This is a genomic window from Paenibacillus sp. LPE1-1-1.1 (assembly GCF_040676435.1).
Taxonomy (GTDB): domain Bacteria; phylum Bacillota; class Bacilli; order Paenibacillales; family Paenibacillaceae; genus Pristimantibacillus.
The window spans coordinates 956,050-978,110 of record NZ_JBEGHY010000023.1 but is presented as its reverse complement, the minus strand read 5'-3'; the positions used below and the strand labels follow the sequence as shown (position 1 = coordinate 978,110).

The window sequence follows — 22,061 nt, the reverse complement described above, 5'->3', positions numbered from 1 at the left end:
AGGTGAACCGTTGACCTCGCAGTCAGCAGCTCACCTTCTTCTATAATAAAACGAGTGGCTTAGATTCTTGTATCGGAAATCGCTTCGCGTACTTTTTCAAGAGATACGTTCGCTCTTTCTTTATTAATGATCATTACATTGACATAAAGGGCATCGATTAGGCTGAGCTGACCGATTCTTGAGGCAAGCGCTTCTGAACGGTACTCGGTTTCGTCCGAGCTTGTATGAAGCGAGACGTCTGCATGCTGGCTGATAGGCGATTTTGGAAAACCGGTTATGGCTATCGTCTTTGCTCCGTTCTCGCTTGCTTTCTTCAAGATTCGAATGGTGTCTTTATTCGTACCGGAGTGGGAGATCACAACAGCGACATCTTCCTTCGTCAGCTGTGCGGCGGACATCAGCTGGAAATGGGCATCCGTAAAAGCAAAAGCTTGTTTGCCGGAACGTATGAATTTATGGAAGGCATCCATTGCAATGACTCCCGAGCCTCCGATTCCATAGAAATGAACGCGGTTCGCACGAGCGATATAAGCTACGGCTTTGGCAAAGTTATCGCCGTCTAAAATTTGAAATGTATTTTCCAAGGTTCTGATATTCGATTTAAACACTTTTTCGGCAATTGCTTTTTCATTGTCGTTCTCGTTAATTTCTTCATAGATTTGCTGCATCGGCGTCATGATTTCCGAGGCGAGCGCGATTTTCATCGCTTGATAGCCCTTATAGCCAATATGCTTGCAAAAGCGAAAAACAGTAGCTTCAGCGACATTTAAATCATCTGCAACCTCGTTAATTGTGCTATGAATGATTTTTTCGGGATTATTTAAAATATATGTAGCAATTTTCTTTTCTTTTTCGCTGAATCTTGCATAATAAGAACGGATTTTACCGAGCATGTTTTGCACCATGGTAGTTGTTTCCCCTCGCGTAGCAGCTTTTTTCATGAAAAGTATAACATAAACGGCAGAATGATCCTATATTTCATACGGATACAATAGAAAGCAAAATAGCTTTAATAACTTTTAGGAGATGAATTCATATGCAAATAGGTATAATCGGGTTAGGTAAAATGGGTTACAATTTAATGTTGAATATCATGGAGCATCAGCACAAAACGGTAGTATTTGATGTCAATGCAGAAGTCGTCGAGAAAGCTGCCGCGGATGGAGCGCAAGGTGCCGAGACGATTGAGCAGCTGGTTCAGAAACTGGACGCTCCGCGCGTCATTTGGATGATGGTACCGGCTGGCGAGCTTACGGAGTCGGTTATCGAGCAGGCAAGCCAATCGTTGGAAGCAGGAGATATTCTCATCGACGGCGGTAATTCGAACTATAAGGATACGATTAGAAGAGCGGAGCAGCTAATGAAGCAGGGCATTCACTTCTTGGACGTTGGAACAAGCGGCGGAACATCGGGTGCAAGAAACGGAGCATGTACGATGATTGGCGGAAATAAAGAAGCGTTCGCCTCCGTTGAACAGCTGTTCCGTGACATTTGCGTCGAGAACGGATACTTGCATGCAGGCGAAAGCGGCAGCGGCCATTTTTTGAAGATGGTGCATAACGGCGTGGAATATGGGATGATGCAGGCGATTGCAGAAGGATTCGAGCTGCTGGAGAAAAGTGCGTACGACTTCGATTTCGAGAAGGTTGCAAGGGTTTGGAATAACGGCTCCGTTGTTCGCTCATGGCTGATGGAGCTCACGGAAAACGCTTTTGCAAAGGATGCGCGCCTTGAGGGCTTAAAAGGCATCATGCACTCTTCAGGAGAAGGGAAATGGACACTTGAAACGGCATTGGATTTGCAAACCGCAACGCCGGTCATCGCCTTGTCGCTTCTGATGAGATACCGCTCGTTAGAGGAAAATACGTTCTCGGGCAAAGTAGTGGCGGCCCTGCGCAATGAATTCGGCGGTCACAGCGTCGTAAGCTCATAATGCTGCGAATTGAATATAGATTGGCATAGATGTTATTGTAATAGTTATAGATTCTTAAAAAAGCAAAACAGCTGACAGTCTGGCAAAAGCATAAGGAGGTACGGAGTTGAAAACAAAATATGTAATCGGTGTAGATATCGGGACGACTAGCACGAAGTCGGTGCTCTTTACGGTTAAGGGTGCGATAGTAGCAAGCCATGGTATAGAATATCCGCTGCATTCCCCTTCACCGGCTATCGCGGAGCAGGATCCTGACGAAATTTTTAATGCAGTGCTGGGCACGATCGGACAAGCCGTTAAGAAAAGCAACGTCCAGCCGGAAGATATTTTATGCGTTTCATTTAGCTCAGCTATGCACAGTGTCATCGCCGTAGACGACGAAGGCATCCCGTTAACGAAATGCATAACTTGGGCTGATAACCGCAGCATGGAATGGACGAACAAGATCAAGAACGAGTGGAACGGGCATAATATCTATTTGCGTACGGGTACGCCGATTCATCCGATGTCTCCGTTATCCAAGCTTACTTGGCTTCGCTATGATCACAAGGAGCTGTTCGATCGGACTTATAAGTTTATTTCGATCAAAGAATATGTCTTCTTCAAGCTGTTTGGCCGTTACGTTATCGATTATTCGATTGCATCCGCGACCGGGTTATTCAATCTGAACAATCTGCAGTGGGATGAAGAAGCGTTATCGGTGGCAGGCGTAACGGCAGATCGTTTGTCTGAACTCGTTCCAACAACCTTTAAACTTGAGGGATTGGCCGAAAATTTCGCCCAGCAAATGAACTTGCTATCCTCTACGTCATTTGTGGTCGGAGCGAGTGACGGCGTACTTTCCAACCTTGGCGTTAATGCCATCGAGCCCGGTGTAGTTGCCGTTACAATCGGCACGAGCGGCGCAATACGCGCGGTGACGGACAAACCGGTTACGGATCCGAAAGGGAGGATCTTTTGCTACGCATTGACCGAGAATCACTGGGTCATCGGCGGTCCCGTAAACAACGGGGGAATGATATTCAGATGGGTTCGCGATCAGATCGGCACGGAAGAGATTGCAACGGCAAAACAGCGGGGGATCGACCCTTACGAGCTGCTGACTGAGCTTGCCGCGAAGGCGAACCCCGGCTCTGACGGCCTCATATTCCATCCTTATTTGTCTGGAGAGCGCGCACCGCTTTGGGACGCGAATGCACGAGGCTCTTATTTTGGTCTTGGCCTGCATCATAAGAAAGAGCATCTCATCCGAGCGGCTCTGGAAGGCGTTATCTTTAATTTATACAGTGTACTGATGGCGTTAGAGGAACTGACCGGCAAGCCTACCAAGATACAAGCTACGGGCGGTTTTGCAAGATCGGAACTATGGCGCCAAATGATGGCCGATATTTTTGATCAAGAGCTCCATGTGCCCGAAAGCATTGAAAGCTCCTGTCTCGGGGCCGTAATTCTCGGCTTATACAGCTTAGGGGAAATCGACTCGTTAGAAGTGGTTGCCGATATGGTAGGAGGCTCGCATTTCCATTTGCCCAACAAGGAAAACGCCAAAATCTATGCCGAGTTGATGCGCATTTACATCCGCGTTTCAAGGTTATTGACCGAGGAGTACGCAAGCATAGCAGCATTTCAGCAAAAATACGTATAACATTTCAAAAAAAAAGCCGGAATTCCGGCTTTTTTTTATGTGGAAAACTAGGATCCGTATTTTTTCAAAACAGAGGTCAAGGTAAGCAAGGGCCAAATATAATTGTTACTCGGATAGTTGACGTATACGCTTCCCGGCAGCCCCGCTCCGGTAGGATAGCTGTATGTCCAATCAGGCCGTTCAAGCAGCAGGAGAAGTGCATCGACCCCTTTTTGCAAGGCGGGGGTTGGTTTCTCGTGAGCGGCAATCAAAGCGTCCAGCGCCCATGCGGTTTGTGAGGGGGTGCTTGCGTGCAGGGGAATATAACGCTTCTCTTTGTCGCTAAGACAGGATTCTCCCCAACCGCCGTCCTCGTTTTGGATTTCGTGAAGCCATTTGATCCCTTTTTTGATGGCGGGATGATCCGTAGATACACCTACGGCGATCATGCCTTGAACAGCGGCACCGGTGCCGTGGATATAAGCAATGCCCCAGCGACCGTACCAGCTGCCTTCCCGCGTCTGCTGGGACAGCACCCACCGCACGCTGTCACCCAGCCACTGCTGACTGATCGTCATATCGAGTTCTTTTCCTAGAAAACTAAGCATGCGGCCTGTGATGTCGACGGTTGAAGGATCCGTAGAAATATCCTCGGACCCTTCGAACGCAAAGAAGCTTGCAGGCAGCTGCTGCCCATTTCGCTCGAAAGCCGGCCAGCCTCCGTCATCATTTCTCATCGCCAATACCCAGTTAAGTCCACGCTGCCAGTTGATTTTTAATCCATTGGTTTCGGAAACATACGGACGAATGGCGCGAAGGGCGGCCGCACTGTCATCCACATCCGGGTAAAGCGTATTGACGTGGGAGAAGCCCCAGCCTCCCGGCGGCGTATTCGGCAAACGTTTTGCCCAATCGCCGACCCGGTCTTGTTGTTTTTCCAGCAAATAAGCGGCTGCCCGTTCCATGGCTGCATGCTGAGACGGAAGGCCTGCCTCCCGCAAAGCGTAGGCAATCATGGCAGTATCCCATACCTCCGAGGATGCGACCTGTAGATGAGGCCGATCTCCGCAAATTAATGTTAGGATCCCTGCCAGTAATCGGTTAACGGGAGGGGACACAGGGGAATAGCCTAAAGAAAGTAAAGCTAATATCATTAACATCGTCGCCGTGGAATAGGTTAGCAGGGTGCCGTTCGGCTCTAATCTTTCAAACATAAACCGTTCGGCTTGCTCTAGAGCGGTTTTGGAATTTGCCGGAAGCAGGCTTGCGAGCGGCAAACTGGAAATAAAGGCATTTAAAGCGGATATCCAGGTTGAATCATTGGAGAACACACGCGAGCTTCCCGTAAATAAGGAGGATAAGTCGGGCATGTTAAACGTTTTGCGTACAAATTGGTTATTGGCCATTATTAATGTCGGGACAAGATGTACGCGGGAGTGGCCGGAAAGCGAGAATATATCGATACCGATTCCCAAATCGGAAAAGAAGGCTTCGAGCGGGATTCGCAATAAACGCGGCCATTCTGCTTGGCCGGCAGCCGCGAAAATAACCTGGGTAAGCAAGGTTCTGGCCTCTGATAATCCGCCGCGCAGCAAAATAAACTGCTGAGCTCTTACCATGCGAGGATCAAATTCCGAATAATATCCTGCATACAATAAAGCGAAATAAGCCTCGGCCGTCGCCTCGAGGTTCCCCTCCGATTCATCGGGATACACCTTCCACGCTCCATTTGCTTCTTGTTTGGAAGCAATTCTTGCTGCAAGAAGCCGAATGAGATGCTCATCCGTTCTTCCAAGCAAACGAAGCAATATGATCAGGTGGCTATCCGTCATCGTACCGGTATCGAAGCACATCCGCCAAGCCCCATCCCAAGATTGTTGTCTTAGCAGCTCGTCTGTCAGTCCATCTATCCTTGCACGGATTCGGTTCATGTCCATCAGGCGCATTCATCCTTTGCAACCGTAATTGCTCTATGTATATGCGGAGGAATGCGTTGAAAGTCGAAGATCAAGCTGCTGTGGCGCCATACTGGCGATATACCTAAAGGTTCGATGATAACAGTCTTTGAATGAACATCGTTAAGGCCATAGACGCCGTTCCTTCCTTATGGCGGATAATTGAGAAATGCCGCTCAAATCGTTCCTTGTTCAGGGGGAGTTCGCATAGTTCCCCTGATTCCAATTCCTTCCTGACGATCCATCGCGAAAGCAGTGCTATGCCTAAACCGGCAATAACCGACTCTTTCACGCTTTGGCTGCTGTTGAACACATACGATCGCTTCTGTACGATTTGGGCATCCGAAAAAAATTGATCACTGAAGGCGCGGGTGCCCGATCCGCTTTCTCGGAGCACCCAAACTTGATTTTGAAGCAGCTCGGCATCAACAAAGCGGGCCGCGGCGAGAGGATGCGAGGAGGGAGCAACAAGAATCATTTCATCTCTCATGTAAGGCGTAATAACCAAATCCGCGGCATGCGCTTCGCCTTCGATAAGTCCGATATCCAGCTCGTTTGACCGGACGGCGTGCACGATTTCATCCGTGTTCCCGATCGTCGCCTGCATAGCGACAAGCGGGTACATGGCGGCAAACTCCGCAAGGCATTTTGGAAGCACGTACTCGCCGATCGTAAAGCTTGCTCCAATCATGAGGGAGCCGGTCACCTGATCCTGAAGGAGCTGGATATCTTGTTTGGCTTCCTCGTATAAAGTTAATATCCGTTTAGCTTTCTGATACAGGATATCGCCGGCTTCGGTAAGGCGGACATGCTTCGGGGAACGGTGGAGCAGCTTTGCTCCCAGTTCATTTTCTAAGTTTCGTATATGCTGGCTGACGCCGGGCTGAGAAAGATTTAATAACTCGGCCGCTCTTGAAAAATGCCTTTGCTCCGATACCGTAACGAAGACGCGCAACGCTTCAATAATCATTATTATCCCTCATTATTAAATAGGTTTGGAAGCGACTATTCGCTAACAATAATGGTTTATAAGCGGTTTTGCAAACTCAATCATAAGGATTTGTAATGATAAGGATAGCGAATACGTATTTCACTTCCTTTCGATAGAGCCGTATAGTGAAAGCAAATAAGACAGTAACACGGGAATTCGAGCAGAGGTGAGGGTTATGTCAAACAAAGATTTGTTAGCAAATCATTCCTATAAAGGCATCGGGTTCATGCTTGGCCTAGCCATGACGCTTATCATTGCGATTGCAGCGAAAATGATTGCGATGCTTCCGTTTTTTAGTGTAATGGGGCAGCTGGTTACGGCCATTTTGCTCGGAATCGCTATTCGCGCTTGGATTGGTGTGCCGGAAGCGGCTGCGAGCGGCATTTCTTATTCAAGCAAAAGGTTGCTGCGTATCGGGATTATTCTGCTTGGGATGCGGCTGGATTTGTCTGATATTTTTCATGCAGGCCCAAAGGTGCTTGCCATAGCGGTCATTAATATCGTTTTTACGATTACGGTTGTGTATGGGGTAAGCAAATGGCTTGGCATTGACAAAAAACTTGGGATTCTAACCGCTTGCGGGACTGCGATCTGCGGTGCAGCCGCCGTGGTGGCCATTGCTCCTCAGGTGAAGGCAAACCAAAATGAAACAGCAATAAGCGCGGCGACGGTTGCTATTTTGGGGACATTGTTTACGCTGGCCTATACGGCTTTATATCCGGTCCTGAATTTAAGTGCCGCAGGTTACGGCATATTCTCGGGCGCGACGCTGCATGAGGTAGCGCATGCCATTGCTGCGGCAGCGCCTGGCGGACAAGAAGCCATTGATTTAGCCGTTATCGTGAAGATGACACGCGTAGCGATGCTTGTCCCCGTTGCCGTTATCCTAGGGTTATGGAACGGCCGCAAAGCAGGCAAAACCCGACGTATGAGCTTGAAAAGTCTACCGATACCATGGTTCATCGTTGGATTTCTAGCGATGAGCGGGGTTCATACCATAGGCATCTTGCCTGATGCGTTGACGGAGCTTATCATTGCTGCCGCATATTTGCTGCTAGCAATGGCGATGGCGGGTCTTGGTCTTGGCGTGGATTTCGTTATATTTAGAAAATTAGGCAAGAAGCCTTTTATTGCGGGTTTTATTGGTTCAATATTGCTTGCGGGACTGGGGCTTTTGCTTGTCCATGGCTTTCATTTGGCATAGGAAAATATAGCGCATAGGATACGGGGGACGTCGATCGCCCCCCGCAAGCTCAACTATCATTACCAAGGCTTGATCTCTCGATGTGCACGGGGTTTAACAGCCAACGGGCGGAACGGGTTTAGGACGCGGATATTGGCGGATATGCTTGATTCGTGATTCGCCGGTAAGCTTCATGCCGTTTCCGATCTGGATGCTGGCAGATGAACCGGCTGCAATGACTTGGATGTTCCCGACAATAATGTTCGGCGAACAGTTGGTTCGCAGCACCTGAACTCCCTGTCCGTTTTCGAACGCGGGATCAACTAAAACAGGCAGGGGACGGAAAAATAACGGGTAGGATTCAAAAAAAACATCTCCCGCCGTCGTATGATCCTCTTGCCGCTGAAGAGCAAGCGCGCGAATCAGGCCCTTTGTCTCGGCGCGGTCGCCAAACTGGACCGTGCCAGATTGCGCGACGCTTATGATACAAACCGAACCGACATTCGCTGTGCGTATCGGGTAGCTGTTCTCAGATTGTACGTTCATTCGCATCCGCCGCTTTCTAAGACTCGCCGGTCGACTCGCCGGCTTCTTCAGGCAGCGGGAACGGTGCCATCGGGCCTACGATAACGGATTCGGGCGGCGTATCGAACATCGAATATAATGCCACGTTATCGGTATCGCCGACTTGCAGCATCGATGCGCTGGATACCCCGAGTATTTCAATTTGTCCCACGCTCAAATAATGGTTGATAACTTTGAATTGCAGCATTAAGCCATTCCTCCAGATGAAGGCGCGCCGGTCTGGAGCTGTCGCATATAGGCGAGTAGCGCGGCATCGGCGTCCCTTCTAGTTTTGGCAAGGACGCTTGCCGCGGTCGCTTGATCATCCGCGGCGGCTTTCTGCGCATCCGTGCCTTGATCCATTTTTTGCATATAGTAATGAATGCGGGTAGGTACCTGTTTACGGATATCATCAATAATAATTTTTCTGTGGTAAGGGTCCAACGGAATACAAAGCTCATTCTCGTAGGAAACCAGCCTATGCGGGGCTTCGTCATCCAGATAGCGGGTCATTTCATTGAAAATGTCATTATACACGCCGCTTGGGGATGGAATAGAAGGCCCCGCAGAGGGGAAAACCTCGGGCTGGGAGACAGACAGCTGTTCAATATTGCCCGGAAAGGATTCGTCGCCCATACCGGGAGCAGTCATGCCGATATTTAACGTGCCGTCCAGCTTCTCTACCTTCAATTGATCAAAATGATATTCAATGCTTTCGATGTTATAAGTAGGGCGTGCTTCGAGCTGCTTGATCTGTTCGCACAACGCGAGGACCTTTGCATTAAGCGCATCGAGCTGTTCCTGCTGCTCTTTGAGTTTATTTTGAACTTCAAGCGACCACATTTGCCAAGGCGACAATGGATTAGGCTGCTGCATGAGACTGCTCCTCCTTCTCGTTATAGGATCGATCCTGCCTCCTAGGATGGGTTCGGCAGAGGCACGAAAGAAAGCGGGTTATCTCCGCCGAGCTGCGGAGCGGGACCGGTGAACCCGCCGGTATTATACAGCTGCGATAACGAGCGGATCGAACCCGCGCTGCCAACTTGCAGGACAGAGCTGTTCGATACGCTTTCGACACGGAGCTGATGAATGGTAATTTGCTGATGAATGGTTAGACTCATAACGCGCTCACTTCATTGCTCGTATTGTCCTGGACGTCCGGATCAAGGGTGTTTGTTGCGCTAACCGCGTTATTGGAGTTGGTTAAGCTGCCGGTTAAGAATGAGCCTGATCCGGCATAGGTCTTGGAGCTGCTGGTAGGAGACACTTCCAAGGAATCGCCGAATTGGACAATGGAGCCGGAGCCTATGCTTACAATTTTGACAAAGCCGACAACAGCTGGCATGAGCATCCTCCTTTTTTTCATGAGTGATATCGAAATGGATGACTGTGCTATATCTTATGCGGCATTCGCCCAGAGGTTCCCTTGCTGCATGTATCGTGAACGGCGATGGGCGCATATACTGGCAGAAGTGCTGGAAGGCGGGTGTTAGCTTGTGGCATCCAAATGGGATGATATGGAACGATGGATGGAAAGGCAGCAGCTTCCGAAAGGGTTTGAGCTGCTTCGCGAGCCGGATTGGGTTGAGCAGTATGTGCGTAAAATGATGACTAAAGCGCTGCCTGAAGCGGCTGGTGTTATAATTGGCGGGGGATCAGCGGCTTTTTCCGAGACCCGCCATTTTGTAAATGTGAAAATAAATTTACCGGACGGCTTCGTAAAGGAGCAGCTGCGTTTGTTTGTAAGGGAGGATAGGCTGAAGCTTGATGGGCTTCCCGGCGGCAAAACGGAAACGATTAAGCTGCCGAAGCTGGTAAAGCCGCGAATCTGCAAAACGCTCCTGAAAGAAAATGTGCTGCATGTCAAGCTTCAGAAGCGGCCTGCAATTCGTACTTACCATGAAGCCGTCGTTCGTTGGTAGAGCTGGCGGCTCAGTATGGAAAGGGCGCATGTCCTAAGATATGTGCTCTTTTTGTCACGAAATCGACAGGGTTAACGGTTGGCTAATGGCATCTCTATCCCTTATAATGTCTAATGAACATGTACATAACAGCAAAAAAGGGAGTGTGTTCAGTGTCATTAGTCGATGTAAGCAGTGTATCTGCTTCGTTATTCATACTCGGAATCGTTTTTTTAATGCTGATTTTCGGTTTGCTCAGCTTTGGGATTTTGCGCATGTTTCAGCAAAAATTTCGTACAGGCTGGGTGAGTTTCGCGGGAGCGGCCGTGAGCTTCGTCGTTTTTATGTTTATACTAAACAAGTGGTATCTATAGCCGTTCTATAGCTGATCACGAGCGGAGGTAAGCGCTTGAATTGGACTTTAATCTGGTTTGTCGTTAACATGCTGTTTGTTGTTTCCATTATCACCTTTATGTTTATGCATCGCTCATACACGGAAGCGAAGCGGCAATCTAACGATTCCTTACTCCTTAAACAACTGAATGCAAGGCGAATGCTGGCAGGGATTTTGAGCATCGTGCTTTTCTTGGCGATGGCGGCCAGTTTTATGATTAATATGAGATTAAACGGTTAAAAAAAGGCTCTCATTGACGAGAGCTTTTTTTTTCGTCATTATGGAGATAAACCATTTTTAGTCCGGAGGTTCGACATATGCATACGATGGAAGACATTATACGACGCATGTCTAGTCAAGGATTGAGAATAACGGATCAAAGAAAAACGTTGGCCAAGCTGTTTTCGGAGACTCAGGGCTATTTGGCACCTAAAGAAGTCTATGAATATATGGGAAAATCCTATACCGGGCTCAGCTTTGATACCGTATACCGCAATCTTCGCGTCATGGAAGAGCTAGGCGTTCTGGAGCAGGTCATCTTCGAAGACGGCGGCAAGTTCAAGCTTCATTGCAGGGAGCATGACCATCATCATCATATGATATGCCTGCAATGCGGCATGACTTATCCGATCACCTTTTGCCCGATGGAGCAAACCAGCGTACCCGATGATTTCCGGGTGGTGAAGCATAAATTCGAGGTGTTCGGCTATTGCAAAGCTTGTATTCAAGAAGAGTCCGCAGTTAACGAAGCTTAATGCCGAATAAACGAGTCATGCGCAGAGTAACCCAAGCTCCGATCCATTTCTACCGTAAGGTAATTTCGCCGCTGACGCCGCCTTCCTGCCGGTTCTACCCGACCTGCTCGATGTATGCGCTTGAGGCAATCGAGAAGCATGGCGCAGCCAAGGGGAGCTGGCTCGCGGTCAAGCGAATTGCCCGCTGCCACCCGTTCAACGCCGGCGGGTATGACCCTGTGCCGCGAGCCAAAGAAGAGAAGGCAGATGCTCCTTGACAGGGAGGGGCATACTTCGGTATATTTTGATTTATAAACGGTTAAAATGAAATCTAGATTTCTTTATATGTCCGGGGAACGGATAAGTATAATAGCAGAACCTTTGCAGAGAGCCGGGATAGATGGTGCAAGCCGGCAGGGGACACTATTAGAAAATGGTCCGGGAGGATTCGCTTTCGAGCTGCAGCCATCATTCAGGGCTGGCAAGGGAGCGACGCGAAGCTAGCGTTATCGGCGTTAGCCGCCCAGCAGGCGGCACACGAAGCTTTCTTGAAATGCCGGTTATTACGGACATTTCCGGATCGAAATTTGGGTGGTACCGCGTGAGTTCAAACTCTCGTCCCATGATGGACGGGAGTTTTTTGCGTTTTTTTTTTACAAAAATAGGACTGGGGGATTTCTGATGACGGAAAAAAATAATTTTTATATCACGACGCCAATCTATTATCCAAGCGACAAGCTTCATATCGGCCATGCCTATACAACGGTGGCGGGCGATGCAATGGCTCGTTACAAACGTCTTCGCGGCTTTGATGTGTGGTACCTGACCGGTACGGATGAGCACGGCCAGAAGATTGAGCGCAAAGCGAAGGAAAAGGATCAAACCCCGCAGCAGTTTGTGGACAATATCGTCGTTGGCATCAAGGATCTTTGGGCGAAGCTTGAAATCTCGAATGATGATTTCATCCGGACAACGGAGGAACGCCATAAAACGGTAGTCGAAAAAATATTCGCGCAGTTCTTGGAGCAGGATGATATTTATAAGGGTGCCTATGAAGGCTGGTATTGTACGCCTTGCGAGTCGTTTTTTCTGGAACGCCAGCTCGATGACGGCAAATGCCCTGACTGCGGCCGACCGGTCGAGCTCGTAAAGGAAGAGAGCTATTTTTTCCGGATGAGCAAATACGCTGATCGACTGCTGCAGTATTATGAGGACAATCCGGATTTCATTCAGCCGGAATCCCGTAAAAATGAAATGATCAACAACTTCATTAAGCCGGGTCTCGAGGATTTGGCCGTGTCGCGCACGACGTTCGATTGGGGCGTTAAGGTTCCCGGAGATCCCAAGCATGTTATTTACGTGTGGATAGACGCCTTGTCCAACTATATTACGGCATTAGGCTATGGCAATGAAGGCAGCGATCAAAAGTTCCAAGATTTCTGGCCTGCCGACGTTCATTTGGTCGGGAAGGAAATTGTTCGTTTCCATACGATTTATTGGCCGATCATGCTGATGGCGCTGGATTTGCCGCTTCCGAAGAAGGTTTTTGCCCATGGCTGGCTGCTGATGAAGGATGGCAAAATGTCGAAATCCAAAGGCAATGTCGTTGACCCTGTCATGCTGATTGACCGTTATGGTCTCGATGCCCTTCGTTATTACCTGTTGCGCGAGGTGCCATTCGGAGCTGACGGCACTTTCACGCCGGAAAACTTTGTTGAACGTATAAATTTTGACTTGGCTAACGATCTCGGCAATCTGCTTAATCGTACGATTGCAATGATCGATAAATATTTCGATGGCGTTGTACCGGCATTTGCTGGCGTAGTAACGGAATTCGATGAATCTTTGCAGAAGCTGACAGGTGAAACGATAGCACAGGTAGAAGCTGCGCTCGAAAATATGGAGTTTTCGGTAGCGCTTGCCTCATTATGGCAGCTTGTCAGCCGCACGAACAAATATATCGATGAAACGCAGCCGTGGGCTTTGGCTAAGAATGAGGCTAAAAATGCCGAGCTGGCATCCGTGATGCATCATTTGGCGGAATCGCTGCGTATTGTTTCTATTCTTCTTCAACCGTTCTTGACCCATTCCCCGCGGGAAATGTGGAAGCAGCTAGGCTTAGAACAAGGCGAGTTAACGACCTGGGAGAGCACCAAGCAATTCGGTTCCCTGCCTGGCGGAACGAAAGTAAGCAAAGGCGCTCCGTTGTTTCCGCGCTTGGATACGGCAGAGGAGTCAGCATTTATTGCCGCTGCAATGGGCGGGGGCGCGCAGCCTGAGCAAGCTGCTGGACAGACGGATGCTGCAGGTAAGGATGTGCAAGATCCAAAAGCAGCTTCGCAAGCGCCAGCCGAGACCAAAGAAGAAATCGCAATTGATGATTTTGCTAAGGTTGAGCTGCGCGTTGCGCAGGTTATTGCCGCTGAGCCCGTGCACAAAGCGGATAAATTGCTCAAGCTTCAGCTCGATCTTGGATTTGAGCAAAGACAAGTCGTATCCGGCATAGCAAAGTTTTACACGCCGGAGCAAATGGTCGGGCGCAAAGTCATTTGTGTCACGAACCTGAAGCCTGTAAAACTGCGCGGTGAATGGTCGCAGGGCATGATTCTTGCCGCATCGCATGGCGATCAGCTGACGCTTGCAACCGTGCCGGAGGATATGCCAAACGGAGCGGTAGTGAAATAACAAAACTGTATTCGCATGAAAGACAAAAGAGGTGTTCCACCTGTCGCAATGACAGAGGGACGCCTCTTTTTTTCTGGCTTTATTCCGTTCCGTTAACTCTCTATCATAAATCCCTTGATTTTGGTCCATACAGATAATTAAATAGCTGAGCATAAAAAAAGCATATCAAGATAGACGCCGTAACTTTACAAACCAGCAGGTAAAGAGGGTTGACAGTCTCTTAAAAGGCATCGTATAATACAGAACGTAATAATAACGATTACGAAGAAGAGAAGATAGAATGGAGAGATAACCGAATGAAAGATTCAAAAATTACGTTACGCAAGGCAGCGCTTTGCCTTTTCTTGTCGGCGATGATGCTGCTTGCCTCGGCATGCGGCAATAATTCAAATGATACGGGTTCATCAACGAATAATTCAACAGGCGGAACTGCGGCCGGCAACGGAGATAACGAGCAGATTAGCGTAGTAACCAGCTTTTATCCCCTGTATTATCTTGCTTCAGAAATTGGCGGAGACCATGTAAAAGCGGTTAACTTAGTCGCTTCGGGAATAGAGCCGCATGACTGGACGCCGAAGAGCCGAGATCTGGACACCGCTTCAAAAGCACAGCTGTTTTTATATCACGGAGCTGGACTCGAGGGCTGGGTTGACGGTTTCCTGAAGGGTTTGTCGAAGGACAGTAAGGTCATTACGAAGGAAATGAGCAACGGGATTACGCTGATCGAAGGCTCCGAGGATGAGCATGAAGATGAAGGTGAACATGAAGATGAGCATGCGGATGAGGAAGCCCCTGAGCATGGCGGCGTGGACCCGCATACCTGGGTTAGTCCGAAATCAGCGCTCAAGCTGGCGGAAAACGTTAAAAATAGCTTGATCGAAGCGGATGCCGCGAACCAAGCAGATTATGAGAAAAACTATGCGGCGTTAAAAACGAAGATTGAATCCATCGATGCGGATTATACCGCCAAGCTTGCCCAAACGACGAATAAGGATATCGTGACCTCTCACCAAGCCTTTGGATACCTTGCCCGCGACTATGGGTTGAAACAGGTTTCGATTATGGGATTAAGCCCTGATGCGGAACCGCGCGCGCAGGATTTGCTGGAAATTTCAAAGTTTGTTAAAGCCAACGGCGTGAAATATATCTTTTTCGAGGAGCTCGTATCGGATCAGCTTGCCAAGACGTTGGCGAACGAGGCTGACGTAGAAACGATGGTGCTCAATCCGCTTGAAGGCTTAACGCCGGACCAGGAAAAAGACGGAGAAACGTATCTCACGCTTATGGAACGAAACTTGCAAAATCTTGTGCAAGCATTACAATAGAACAAAAGGCAAACCTACGGAGCTGATAAAGCTCCGTATTGCTGTGAGGAGAGAAATTATGGCGCAATTAAATCGAATGGCAAATGCCGACGCCAGTTGTCACCAAGAGGTTATTTCACTGGAGGATGTCTCCTTTTCTTTTCAACAGCAGACCGTCATTTCAAATCTAAGCTTTGCGGTGAAGGAACGGGACTTTATCGGCTTGATAGGGACGAATGGCGCAGGGAAAACAACGCTGCTGCGAATGATTGTAGGCTTGCTTAAACCTACCAGCGGCACGATTCGTTTGTTTGGAGAAAAAGTAGACCGGTTTAAGCAATGGGAGCGTATCGGATATGTCCCTCAGAAAAATTCCTTAAACCCGTTGTTCCCCGCTACGGTTCGCGAAGTCGTCCTTTCCGGGTTATATGGAAGAAGCAAGCTGTTCAAAAAAATGAACAAAGCGGACAATCAAAAATGCGACGATGCCCTTCATGCAATGGGGATCGATGACTTAAAAGATAAGCGCATAGGTCAGCTGTCAGGCGGACAGCAGCAGCGTGTATTTTTGGCAAGGGCATTGATCAACAATCCGTCGCTGCTGATTCTGGATGAACCGACGGTTGGTATAGATACCGAAACGCAAGAAAGCTTTTTCCATATGATTAAGCATATGCATCAGCATCATAATATTACGTTTCTGATGGTCTCCCATGATTTGGATATGATCCGTTCTTACTTGGGACAAGAGCCGGCGGCAGCAAACGGAAAGCTTAAGTTTCATATTAAGCATTCGCATGAAACGCAGGATTGCGTGGAGAATGACCTGGCGCACAGCTTGAAAGGTCTTAGGGAACAAATGGAGAGCAGGAAAGAGGTTGTTTTGATTGGAGATCGTAACTAGTGAATTTTTTCAACGGGCCCTTATTGGCGGGTTGCTTATTGGCGTAACGGCCCCGCTCATGGGCTTATTTCTTGTGCTTCGCAGGCTGTCGATGATAGGAGACACCTTATCTCACGTATCGATTGCAGGCGTTGCGCTCGGTTTTTTGATCGGAGTCTATCCGATAGCTGTAGGATTAATATTCGCGATTGCCGCATCCTTTGCCATAGAAAAGCTCCGCAAAGCATATAAATCGTATGCGGAGCTGTCCATCGCCATTATTATGTCTGGAGGGGTTGCGCTGGCATCGTTGCTGTTCACGATGGGAAAGGGCTTCAATAACAACGTGAACAGCTATTTATTCGGCAGCATCTATACGCTGAACAACACGGATCTCTATGTGATCGGCGGGGTTACAATCATCGTACTCGTTGCGATTTGGATGCAGTTGAAGGAGCTTTTCTTGATCACTTTCGATGAGGATGCGGCAGCTGTCAGCGGCTTGCCCGTTAAATTTTATAATGTTATGATTAGCGTGCTCACCGCTCTTATTATTAGCGTTTCGATAAAAATCGTAGGCGCGCTGCTGGTTTCCGCGCTGCTGACCATTCCGGCCGCATGCAGCTTGATTATTTCGCGGAGCTTCCGCCAAAGCGTTATAACGGTTGTCATTATTGGCGAGCTTGCCGTTATTGCGGGCTTAATCATAGCGGGCGTATGGAATCTGGCGCCTGGCGGTACCATTGTGCTGCTGCTCATTGCAGTTTTGCTGTTGCTGCTCGTATTCCGGCGCGGCGTACGCGCGGGCAGTTGATTTGGATAGGGGGAAAAGGGTTTGTCAGACATTAACATTTGGCTGGCCTTCGGCGCCGGCTTTGCATCGTTTATTTCACCTTGCTGCTTGCCTCTTTACCCCTCGTATTTATCATACATAACGGGAATTTCAGTGGCGGATCTGAAGGAAAATTCGAATGCCAAACAAAAACGCATGCGAACGATGTCGCATACGCTGTTTTTCATATTGGGATTCTGTACGGTTTATTATGCGTTAGGATACGGAACGAATGTGTTTGCTGAATTTTTTAGCGAGTACAGGCAGCTGATCCGGCAATTATCCGCTATTTTAATTATTTTAATGGGCCTTTTCCTGATTGGCCTATTCCAGCCTCAGCTCCTGATGAAAGAGCGGCGGATGAATTTGATTCCTAAAAAAGCAAATTACGTCAGCTCGTTTATTTTCGGAATCGGCTTTTCTGCAGGCTGGACCCCTTGCATGGGACCTGCATTGACCGCTATATTAGGGCTTGCCGCAACGGAACCGGGAACATGGTTCCAATTGACGACAGCCTATGCGCTCGGTTTTGCGATTCCTTTTTTTGTACTTGCCTTTTTCTTAGGCACGGCCAGATGGATTCTGAAATATTCCGCTGCCGTTATGAAAATCGGCGGAGCCGTCATGATTCTCATGGGTCTCTTGTTATTTACGGACCAAATGACCAAAATTACCATTTGGTTAAACATGATTACCCCGGAATGGCTTGCTTTCTAGAAACAGCATAGATATGTTAAGTGAAATATTCAATTTTCGCTTCAGGAAAATGATCGAAAATGCGCTCCGATATATACATGCGGAGCGCATTTGCTTGTTCATCGGGATAAACATATTTCCCTTGTCCCCAACGTCCCCACTTGTATTTTCGTTTTTCGATATCCATTTCCAGCTTTGTGCGCGGGTATCGTTTCTCAATGACGGCTTTCGCCGTTTTTGTAAATCGATGCTGTATCAGCTCAAAGGTCAAATCCTTGGTCACATCGGCCGGGAGCTGCTTAGCAATCGCGGCTATAAGCTCGCCATAGCCATCCTCCCAGCCTTCGTGCCAAATTATCGGAGCAATGATGAAGCCCATCGGATAACCTGCCCTGGCTACCTTAGCTGCGGCCTCAATGCGTTGATCAAAGCTTGATGTGGCCGGCTCGAAGTTTTTGATCACGTATTTCGCGTTGACGCTGAAGCGAATGCGGGTATGTCCGTTATGCTTGGCATCTAGAAGTGAATCGACATGATGGAATTTGGTCACAAAACGAAGCCGGCCATTCTCCTGTTCGCCCATAAAATCAATGAGCTCGCGCAGACTGCCCGTTATCGGCTCAAGTCCCACGGGATCCGAGGTGCAGGCTGCTTCAAACCGGGTAACTTCCGGGTTTCTCTCCTCGATATAACCGCGTGCGGCTTCAAGAATATCGTCGATATTTACGTAAACCCGAATATAAGGCTTGGCGCCTAAAGTCGTCTGCAAGTAGCAGTAATGGCAGTGGGCCATGCAGCCTGTGGCAATCGGTATCGCATATTCGGCCGAAGGCTTCGAGGTATCGAATTTTAACGTTTTACGGATGCCGACGACAAGCGTGCGTTTGGCGATTTTATATTGTTCCAGCTCGGTATCTCCAGGCAAGTTGGTGATGCGGTTGTGTGAGGTTGTCATCCGATAAGGAATGCCTTCCTTTTTTACCCATTCGAAAATCCGCTGTTCTTTTTGGATAATCTAAGGCAGAGGGCTCAAAATAGACAAGCTCGGGAACGAAGGAGAGGGTGGATCGATCCGTTTTGGGACGATCGAGAAGGACAGTGCTCATCGGTCATTCCTCCAGTGGCTTAATCGATTCAGAATCAACTTATTGTATGGAGGATAAGCGCCGTTGAAACTGGTAAGTTCAAGAGCCATTTGGATTTGGAAAACGATGATGGAATGCCGAACGGGTTGCAGTGAATGCAACGAACAGTGTATGATACTAAGAGTAACGCCTACGAAGTAAGGTGAAGATGTATGGTTAGGGGGTTCTTCAGTGCCGACACCGAGCATGGAAGACTACTTGGAAAGAATTTATAAGTTAATTGACGAAAAAGGTTATGCACGTGTCTCGGATATTGCAGAAGGACTAGAGGTGCATCCGTCCTCCGTAACCAAGATGATCCAAAAGCTCGACAAGGATAATTATTTGATTTATGAGAAGTATCGCGGGCTGGTCCTGACGAATAAAGGCAAGAAAATGGGTAAAAGGCTTGTCGACCGCCATCAGCTGTTAGAATCTTTTTTAACGACGATCGGCGTACAGGACGAGAACATTTATCAGGATGTCGAAGGAATCGAGCATCATTTAAGCTGGGATTCCATTACCTGTATTGAAACATTGGTTGAATATTTCCGCAGGGATTCACAGAGAATGGACGAGCTGCGTGCCGTTCGGGCGGAAATGGACAGCGAGTAATACATACGAAAAATGGACGAAAAAAAGGTCTGAAGCATCGCGCTTCAGACCTTTTCTGATTATAGCCGTATTCGTTAATGGTATTTTGGCAAATCATCGTCTTCCTTGCCGCCTTCAATGACGCGGAAAGGGACTGTTTTGGAGCGCGGCTTGTTTACTTTGGATTTCGCGGCTGTCGCCCGGCTCTGCTTGACCTGCGTTCGGCTCTGCTGCGAATTATATCCTCTTAAGAAAGCAGGCGGATATTTATATAACAAGAAGATTCCGCCAAGCACCACAATTGGAATGAGAAAGGTTAGTGGGCGTAAGATAACGCTGTATACGAGCCCAATTACCAGAAGCGCCAAAAATGTAATGGACCACACATTCCATTTACCGGTTGTTCTGCTCATTTTTAAATACCACCTTTCCTTTCATTCGATAAACTATTTGATTTGTTTGTCCAGCTCAAGCATGCGGTTGAAAGAAGCGATGGATACCGCAACCTGCTCGTCGCGAGGTTCTTTCGTTGTAAGCAGCTGCAGCCACAGCCCCGGGTACCCGAGGTAGCGCAATACCGGAATTTCGCGTAAAGCGTTGGTCCAGCGCAATACTTCATACGAGAGGCCTAGAACAAGCGGAAGCAATAAAATCCGGATGTATACGCGCTCCCAAATCGAATCCCATGTAAAGAATGGAAGCGAATAGACAACAACGCCGACGATTACCGTGAATACGATAAAGCTTGAGCCGCAGCGGTAGTGGAGCCGGCTGTATTTTTGTACATTCCGGATCGTTAGCTCATCGCCAGCCTCATAACAGCTTATGACTTTATGCTCAGCGCCGTGATATTGAAACAAACGCTTAATTAACGGCGTCATGGAGATGAAATACAAATACGCCAGCAATAAAATGATTTTGATAAGTCCTTCTAATAAATTATGACCGACTTTGTTAACAAATACCCCGGCGAAAAGCAATTCCTCGATTGCTGCGGGAGCTGCAGTGAAAATGAGCTTTCCGAAAATAAAGGACAGCACACCCGCGACGGCTACGCCGACAACCATGCTTAGGCTCCAGCCTTGCTTTTTCTCTTCCTTGATCATAGGGGCTTGCTCTGCCGGATTTGTTTCCTTTTCCTCGCTGGCCTCATCCTCGGCATAGGCTTCCATTGAAAAATTCAAATGCTGCGAACCTTTGGCGCTTGATTCAAGTATACCAACCACGCCACGAACGAGCGGGATTTTTTTGAGAGCTTGAATCCATCTCTTGGTTGTGCGGGGTACCTCGTAAAATACGATTTCATCATTCTTGCGCCGGACAGCAGTTACGTTAACGTGTTTGCCAGCAAACATAACGCCTTCGATAACCGCTTGTCCGCCATAAATGCTTCGGGAGTCTTGCGGCAAGTGCTTGTCACCTTCCTTGAGTGGAATATCGTCTTAGCTGTTACGACGAATGTACCTTAAACTTTGTAAGTCTATTGTACTTGATCCCATAGCTAATTGCCAACGAAAGCATATTGGAAGCGGAGGGCCAGTGAAAGATATCCGGCGGTTATGAATCGGAACTTTTTCACATACTAAACCGGATGACAAAGGATAGATGAGCGGAGGTTTTCAAAATGGCGAAAAAGAAGCAAAAAAACGGCTATGATCAAACGCAGCATCATACGAACCCTTGGCTGTATTCGCTCCAAATCGGTTTTTTCGCGGGGCTTATTTGGGGTATCGTGCGCTGGATGTTCTATGAAATGAAATTTACGACGATAATGCCGGGGTTTGCCGCGGATCCGTTTTTCAAGGAATCTTTTTTAAAGACGGGCTGGGGAGAGGTGTTAGGAATCGCCTTTTTCGTTCTCTTTTCGATTGCCGCTGCTTTTCTTTACAAAATAGCGCTTGGCAAATTGCGGGGACCATGGCCCGGCGTATTATACGGAGCCGTCTGGTGGGTTATCATTTTTATTGTTGCCGGACCGCTGCTTGGCATCATGGAAGGCATACGGAAACAAGGCTGGAATACGCTGTATACCGAGTTGTGCGTCTTTCTTTTATGGGGAATATTTATCGGGTATTCGATTGCATTCGAGTTTACGGATGAAGCTTCGAGGGAGCCGATAAAGATCCAGTAATGAGTTGTACTTCTCAAGCAGAGGACATTTGTGGTAAAATGGCTATTGATCTTTGAACCTATGATGGATTCGGTTGCCTGGGAGGTGCATTCATGCACAAAATCGTTATATTGAACGGACCGAACTTGAACATGCTCGGTACTCGTGAGCCTGCTGTATACGGGTCGGAAACGCTGGCAGACATCGAATCGCTCTTGAAGGATAAAGCTGAGACGCTTGGCGTCTCCGTTGAATTTTTCCAAACGAATCACGAAGGCGAAATGATTGATCGGATACATAGCGCGTTCGGCAAAGCAGACGGCATCGTCATAAATCCCGGCGCTTGGACGCATTACAGCTACGCGCTGCGCGATGCCCTAAGTTCCATTGGGTTGCCGGTCATCGAGGTGCATATGTCGAACATCCATAAACGGGAATCGTTCCGACATGTATCCGTCGTTGCCGCAATCGCAGTCGGCCAAATTGCCGGCTTTGGTTCGCACAGCTATGAACTCGGTTTAACTGCGCTAGTGCGTCACTTGGACAAATTGTAA

Annotated in this window: 26 protein-coding genes and 1 pseudogene; 16 read left to right on the top strand and 11 right to left on the bottom strand. The window is 48.3% G+C overall.

Features of this window, described 5'->3' with window-relative positions:
- Positions 1-59: 59 nt before the first annotated feature.
- Positions 60-905, bottom strand: a complete 846-nt coding sequence (locus tag MRBLPE1_RS21365; RefSeq protein WP_364149195.1) for a MurR/RpiR family transcriptional regulator — start codon at positions 903-905, stop codon at positions 60-62.
- A 131-nt stretch (positions 906-1,036) separates the two neighbouring features.
- Between MRBLPE1_RS21365 and gnd the strand changes: the two genes are divergently transcribed.
- Both gnd and gntK read left to right on the top strand, forming a co-directional pair.
- On the top strand, positions 1,037-1,933 hold the full coding sequence (gene gnd, locus MRBLPE1_RS21360) for a phosphogluconate dehydrogenase (NAD(+)-dependent, decarboxylating) (protein ID WP_364149193.1): 897 nt from the start codon (positions 1,037-1,039) through the stop codon (positions 1,931-1,933).
- Between the two features lie 106 nt (positions 1,934-2,039).
- Positions 2,040-3,578 (top strand): gluconokinase, encoded by a 1,539-nt coding sequence (gene gntK / locus MRBLPE1_RS21355; protein WP_364149192.1) that lies wholly within the window; start codon positions 2,040-2,042, stop codon positions 3,576-3,578.
- A 47-nt stretch (positions 3,579-3,625) separates the two neighbouring features.
- Here the strand turns inward: gntK and MRBLPE1_RS21350 are convergent, their stop codons facing one another.
- Complete coding sequence (locus MRBLPE1_RS21350; protein WP_364149190.1) at positions 3,626-5,494, bottom strand: prenyltransferase/squalene oxidase repeat-containing protein; 1,869 nt, start codon at positions 5,492-5,494, stop codon at positions 3,626-3,628.
- Positions 5,495-5,597: 103 nt separating this feature from the next.
- Positions 5,598-6,482 carry a LysR family transcriptional regulator gene (locus MRBLPE1_RS21345; RefSeq protein WP_364149189.1) on the bottom strand — a complete coding sequence of 295 codons (885 nt, stop codon included), beginning with the start codon at positions 6,480-6,482 and terminating at the stop codon, positions 5,598-5,600.
- A gap of 196 nt (positions 6,483-6,678) precedes the next feature.
- Between MRBLPE1_RS21345 and MRBLPE1_RS21340 the strand changes: the two genes are divergently transcribed.
- Entirely contained in the window at positions 6,679-7,707 is a 1,029-nt protein-coding gene (locus MRBLPE1_RS21340) for a YeiH family protein (RefSeq protein ID WP_364149188.1), read from the top strand.
- Between the two features lie 93 nt (positions 7,708-7,800).
- Here the strand turns inward: MRBLPE1_RS21340 and MRBLPE1_RS21335 are convergent, their stop codons facing one another.
- From MRBLPE1_RS21335 to MRBLPE1_RS21315, 5 genes are read right to left on the bottom strand one after another with little or no spacing between them, the layout of a single operon-like run.
- On the bottom strand, positions 7,801-8,232 hold the full coding sequence (locus tag MRBLPE1_RS21335; protein ID WP_364149186.1) for a spore germination protein GerPE: 432 nt from the start codon (positions 8,230-8,232) through the stop codon (positions 7,801-7,803).
- A 16-nt stretch (positions 8,233-8,248) separates the two neighbouring features.
- Entirely contained in the window at positions 8,249-8,458 is a 210-nt protein-coding gene (locus MRBLPE1_RS21330) for a spore gernimation protein GerPD (protein WP_364149184.1), read from the bottom strand.
- The gene (gene gerPC / locus MRBLPE1_RS21325; RefSeq protein ID WP_364149183.1) at positions 8,458-9,126 is read right to left on the bottom strand and encodes a spore germination protein GerPC; all 669 of its coding nucleotides are present in this window, start codon (positions 9,124-9,126) and stop codon (positions 8,458-8,460) included. Before gerPC ends, MRBLPE1_RS21330 begins: the two co-directional genes overlap by 1 nt.
- A 41-nt stretch (positions 9,127-9,167) precedes the next feature.
- On the bottom strand, positions 9,168-9,371 hold the full coding sequence (locus MRBLPE1_RS21320) for a spore germination protein GerPB (protein WP_364149181.1): 204 nt from the start codon (positions 9,369-9,371) through the stop codon (positions 9,168-9,170).
- On the bottom strand, positions 9,368-9,595 hold the full coding sequence (locus MRBLPE1_RS21315; RefSeq protein ID WP_364149179.1) for a spore germination protein: 228 nt from the start codon (positions 9,593-9,595) through the stop codon (positions 9,368-9,370). The genes MRBLPE1_RS21320 and MRBLPE1_RS21315 overlap by 4 nt, the downstream gene beginning before the upstream one ends.
- A 151-nt stretch (positions 9,596-9,746) precedes the next feature.
- Here MRBLPE1_RS21315 and MRBLPE1_RS21310 point away from each other — a divergent pair, with 151 nt between their 5' ends.
- From MRBLPE1_RS21310 to MRBLPE1_RS21265, 10 genes are all read left to right on the top strand, one after another.
- Entirely contained in the window at positions 9,747-10,172 is a 426-nt protein-coding gene (locus MRBLPE1_RS21310; RefSeq protein WP_364149177.1) for an Hsp20/alpha crystallin family protein, read from the top strand.
- A gap of 152 nt (positions 10,173-10,324) precedes the next feature.
- Positions 10,325-10,525 carry a hypothetical protein gene (locus MRBLPE1_RS21305; RefSeq protein WP_364149175.1) on the top strand — a complete coding sequence of 67 codons (201 nt, stop codon included), beginning with the start codon at positions 10,325-10,327 and terminating at the stop codon, positions 10,523-10,525.
- A gap of 35 nt (positions 10,526-10,560) precedes the next feature.
- Positions 10,561-10,785, top strand: a complete 225-nt coding sequence (locus MRBLPE1_RS21300) for a hypothetical protein (protein WP_364149173.1) — start codon at positions 10,561-10,563, stop codon at positions 10,783-10,785.
- A 77-nt stretch (positions 10,786-10,862) separates the two neighbouring features.
- Positions 10,863-11,300 (top strand): Fur family transcriptional regulator, encoded by a 438-nt coding sequence (locus MRBLPE1_RS21295; RefSeq protein ID WP_364149172.1) that lies wholly within the window; start codon positions 10,863-10,865, stop codon positions 11,298-11,300.
- Positions 11,300-11,557 carry a membrane protein insertion efficiency factor YidD gene (gene yidD, locus MRBLPE1_RS21290; protein WP_364149170.1) on the top strand — a complete coding sequence of 86 codons (258 nt, stop codon included), beginning with the start codon at positions 11,300-11,302 and terminating at the stop codon, positions 11,555-11,557. Before MRBLPE1_RS21295 ends, yidD begins: the two co-directional genes overlap by 1 nt.
- 403 nt (positions 11,558-11,960) lie before the next feature.
- Entirely contained in the window at positions 11,961-13,964 is a 2,004-nt protein-coding gene (gene metG, locus MRBLPE1_RS21285; RefSeq protein WP_364149168.1) for a methionine--tRNA ligase, read from the top strand.
- A 296-nt stretch (positions 13,965-14,260) separates the two neighbouring features.
- Complete coding sequence (locus tag MRBLPE1_RS21280; RefSeq protein ID WP_364149166.1) at positions 14,261-15,289, top strand: metal ABC transporter solute-binding protein, Zn/Mn family; 1,029 nt, start codon at positions 14,261-14,263, stop codon at positions 15,287-15,289.
- Between the two features lie 58 nt (positions 15,290-15,347).
- Positions 15,348-16,172, top strand: coding sequence for a metal ABC transporter ATP-binding protein (locus MRBLPE1_RS21275; RefSeq protein ID WP_364149165.1), 825 nt, complete (start codon positions 15,348-15,350; stop codon positions 16,170-16,172).
- Positions 16,156-16,965 carry a metal ABC transporter permease gene (locus tag MRBLPE1_RS21270; RefSeq protein ID WP_364149163.1) on the top strand — a complete coding sequence of 270 codons (810 nt, stop codon included), beginning with the start codon at positions 16,156-16,158 and terminating at the stop codon, positions 16,963-16,965. The genes MRBLPE1_RS21275 and MRBLPE1_RS21270 overlap by 17 nt, the downstream gene beginning before the upstream one ends.
- 21 nt (positions 16,966-16,986) lie before the next feature.
- Complete coding sequence (locus MRBLPE1_RS21265; RefSeq protein ID WP_364149161.1) at positions 16,987-17,700, top strand: cytochrome c biogenesis CcdA family protein; 714 nt, start codon at positions 16,987-16,989, stop codon at positions 17,698-17,700.
- A 16-nt stretch (positions 17,701-17,716) separates the two neighbouring features.
- On the opposite strand, the pseudogene splB reads toward MRBLPE1_RS21265, so the two are convergent.
- A pseudogene (gene splB / locus MRBLPE1_RS21260) lies at positions 17,717-18,785 on the bottom strand (spore photoproduct lyase).
- 210 nt (positions 18,786-18,995) lie between these two features.
- On the opposite strand from splB, the gene mntR reads away from it, so the two are divergent.
- The gene (gene mntR / locus MRBLPE1_RS21255) at positions 18,996-19,418 is read left to right on the top strand and encodes a transcriptional regulator MntR (RefSeq protein WP_053376766.1); all 423 of its coding nucleotides are present in this window, start codon (positions 18,996-18,998) and stop codon (positions 19,416-19,418) included.
- A 74-nt stretch (positions 19,419-19,492) separates the two neighbouring features.
- On the opposite strand, the gene MRBLPE1_RS21250 is transcribed toward mntR, so the two are convergent.
- Together MRBLPE1_RS21250 and MRBLPE1_RS21245 are read right to left on the bottom strand one after the other, a co-directional pair.
- Complete coding sequence (locus tag MRBLPE1_RS21250) at positions 19,493-19,810, bottom strand: hypothetical protein (RefSeq protein ID WP_364149159.1); 318 nt, start codon at positions 19,808-19,810, stop codon at positions 19,493-19,495.
- A 33-nt stretch (positions 19,811-19,843) separates the two neighbouring features.
- Positions 19,844-20,806 (bottom strand): DUF1385 domain-containing protein, encoded by a 963-nt coding sequence (locus MRBLPE1_RS21245; protein WP_364149157.1) that lies wholly within the window; start codon positions 20,804-20,806, stop codon positions 19,844-19,846.
- Positions 20,807-21,021: 215 nt separating this feature from the next.
- On the opposite strand from MRBLPE1_RS21245, the gene MRBLPE1_RS21240 reads away from it, so the two are divergent.
- Together MRBLPE1_RS21240 and aroQ are read left to right on the top strand one after the other, a co-directional pair.
- Positions 21,022-21,528: a YqhR family membrane protein gene (locus MRBLPE1_RS21240; RefSeq protein WP_364149156.1), complete on the top strand. Its 507-nt coding sequence runs from the start codon at positions 21,022-21,024 to the stop codon at positions 21,526-21,528.
- 92 nt (positions 21,529-21,620) lie between these two features.
- Complete coding sequence (aroQ, locus tag MRBLPE1_RS21235) at positions 21,621-22,061, top strand: type II 3-dehydroquinate dehydratase (RefSeq protein ID WP_364149154.1); 441 nt, start codon at positions 21,621-21,623, stop codon at positions 22,059-22,061.

Coding starts and splice junctions, on each gene's coding strand:
- MRBLPE1_RS21295 (WP_364149172.1), top strand. CDS start 10,863: ATGCATACGATGGAAGACATTATACGACGCATGTCTAGTCAAGGATTG.
- MRBLPE1_RS21335 (WP_364149186.1), bottom strand. CDS start 8,232: ATGAACGTACAATCTGAGAACAGCTACCCGATACGCACAGCGAATGTC.
- MRBLPE1_RS21315 (WP_364149179.1), bottom strand. CDS start 9,595: ATGCCAGCTGTTGTCGGCTTTGTCAAAATTGTAAGCATAGGCTCCGGC.
- MRBLPE1_RS21365 (WP_364149195.1), bottom strand. CDS start 905: ATGGTGCAAAACATGCTCGGTAAAATCCGTTCTTATTATGCAAGATTC.
- gnd (WP_364149193.1), top strand. CDS start 1,037: ATGCAAATAGGTATAATCGGGTTAGGTAAAATGGGTTACAATTTAATG.
- MRBLPE1_RS21240 (WP_364149156.1), top strand. CDS start 21,022: ATGGCGAAAAAGAAGCAAAAAAACGGCTATGATCAAACGCAGCATCAT.
- MRBLPE1_RS21345 (WP_364149189.1), bottom strand. CDS start 6,482: ATGATTATTGAAGCGTTGCGCGTCTTCGTTACGGTATCGGAGCAAAGG.
- gerPC (WP_364149183.1), bottom strand. CDS start 9,126: ATGCAGCAGCCTAATCCATTGTCGCCTTGGCAAATGTGGTCGCTTGAA.
- metG (WP_364149168.1), top strand. CDS start 11,961: ATGACGGAAAAAAATAATTTTTATATCACGACGCCAATCTATTATCCA.
- MRBLPE1_RS21275 (WP_364149165.1), top strand. CDS start 15,348: ATGGCGCAATTAAATCGAATGGCAAATGCCGACGCCAGTTGTCACCAA.
- MRBLPE1_RS21320 (WP_364149181.1), bottom strand. CDS start 9,371: ATGAGTCTAACCATTCATCAGCAAATTACCATTCATCAGCTCCGTGTC.
- MRBLPE1_RS21350 (WP_364149190.1), bottom strand. CDS start 5,494: ATGGACATGAACCGAATCCGTGCAAGGATAGATGGACTGACAGACGAG.
- MRBLPE1_RS21250 (WP_364149159.1), bottom strand. CDS start 19,810: ATGAGCAGAACAACCGGTAAATGGAATGTGTGGTCCATTACATTTTTG.
- aroQ (WP_364149154.1), top strand. CDS start 21,621: ATGCACAAAATCGTTATATTGAACGGACCGAACTTGAACATGCTCGGT.
- yidD (WP_364149170.1), top strand. CDS start 11,300: ATGCCGAATAAACGAGTCATGCGCAGAGTAACCCAAGCTCCGATCCAT.
- MRBLPE1_RS21280 (WP_364149166.1), top strand. CDS start 14,261: ATGAAAGATTCAAAAATTACGTTACGCAAGGCAGCGCTTTGCCTTTTC.
- MRBLPE1_RS21330 (WP_364149184.1), bottom strand. CDS start 8,458: ATGCTGCAATTCAAAGTTATCAACCATTATTTGAGCGTGGGACAAATT.
- MRBLPE1_RS21340 (WP_364149188.1), top strand. CDS start 6,679: ATGTCAAACAAAGATTTGTTAGCAAATCATTCCTATAAAGGCATCGGG.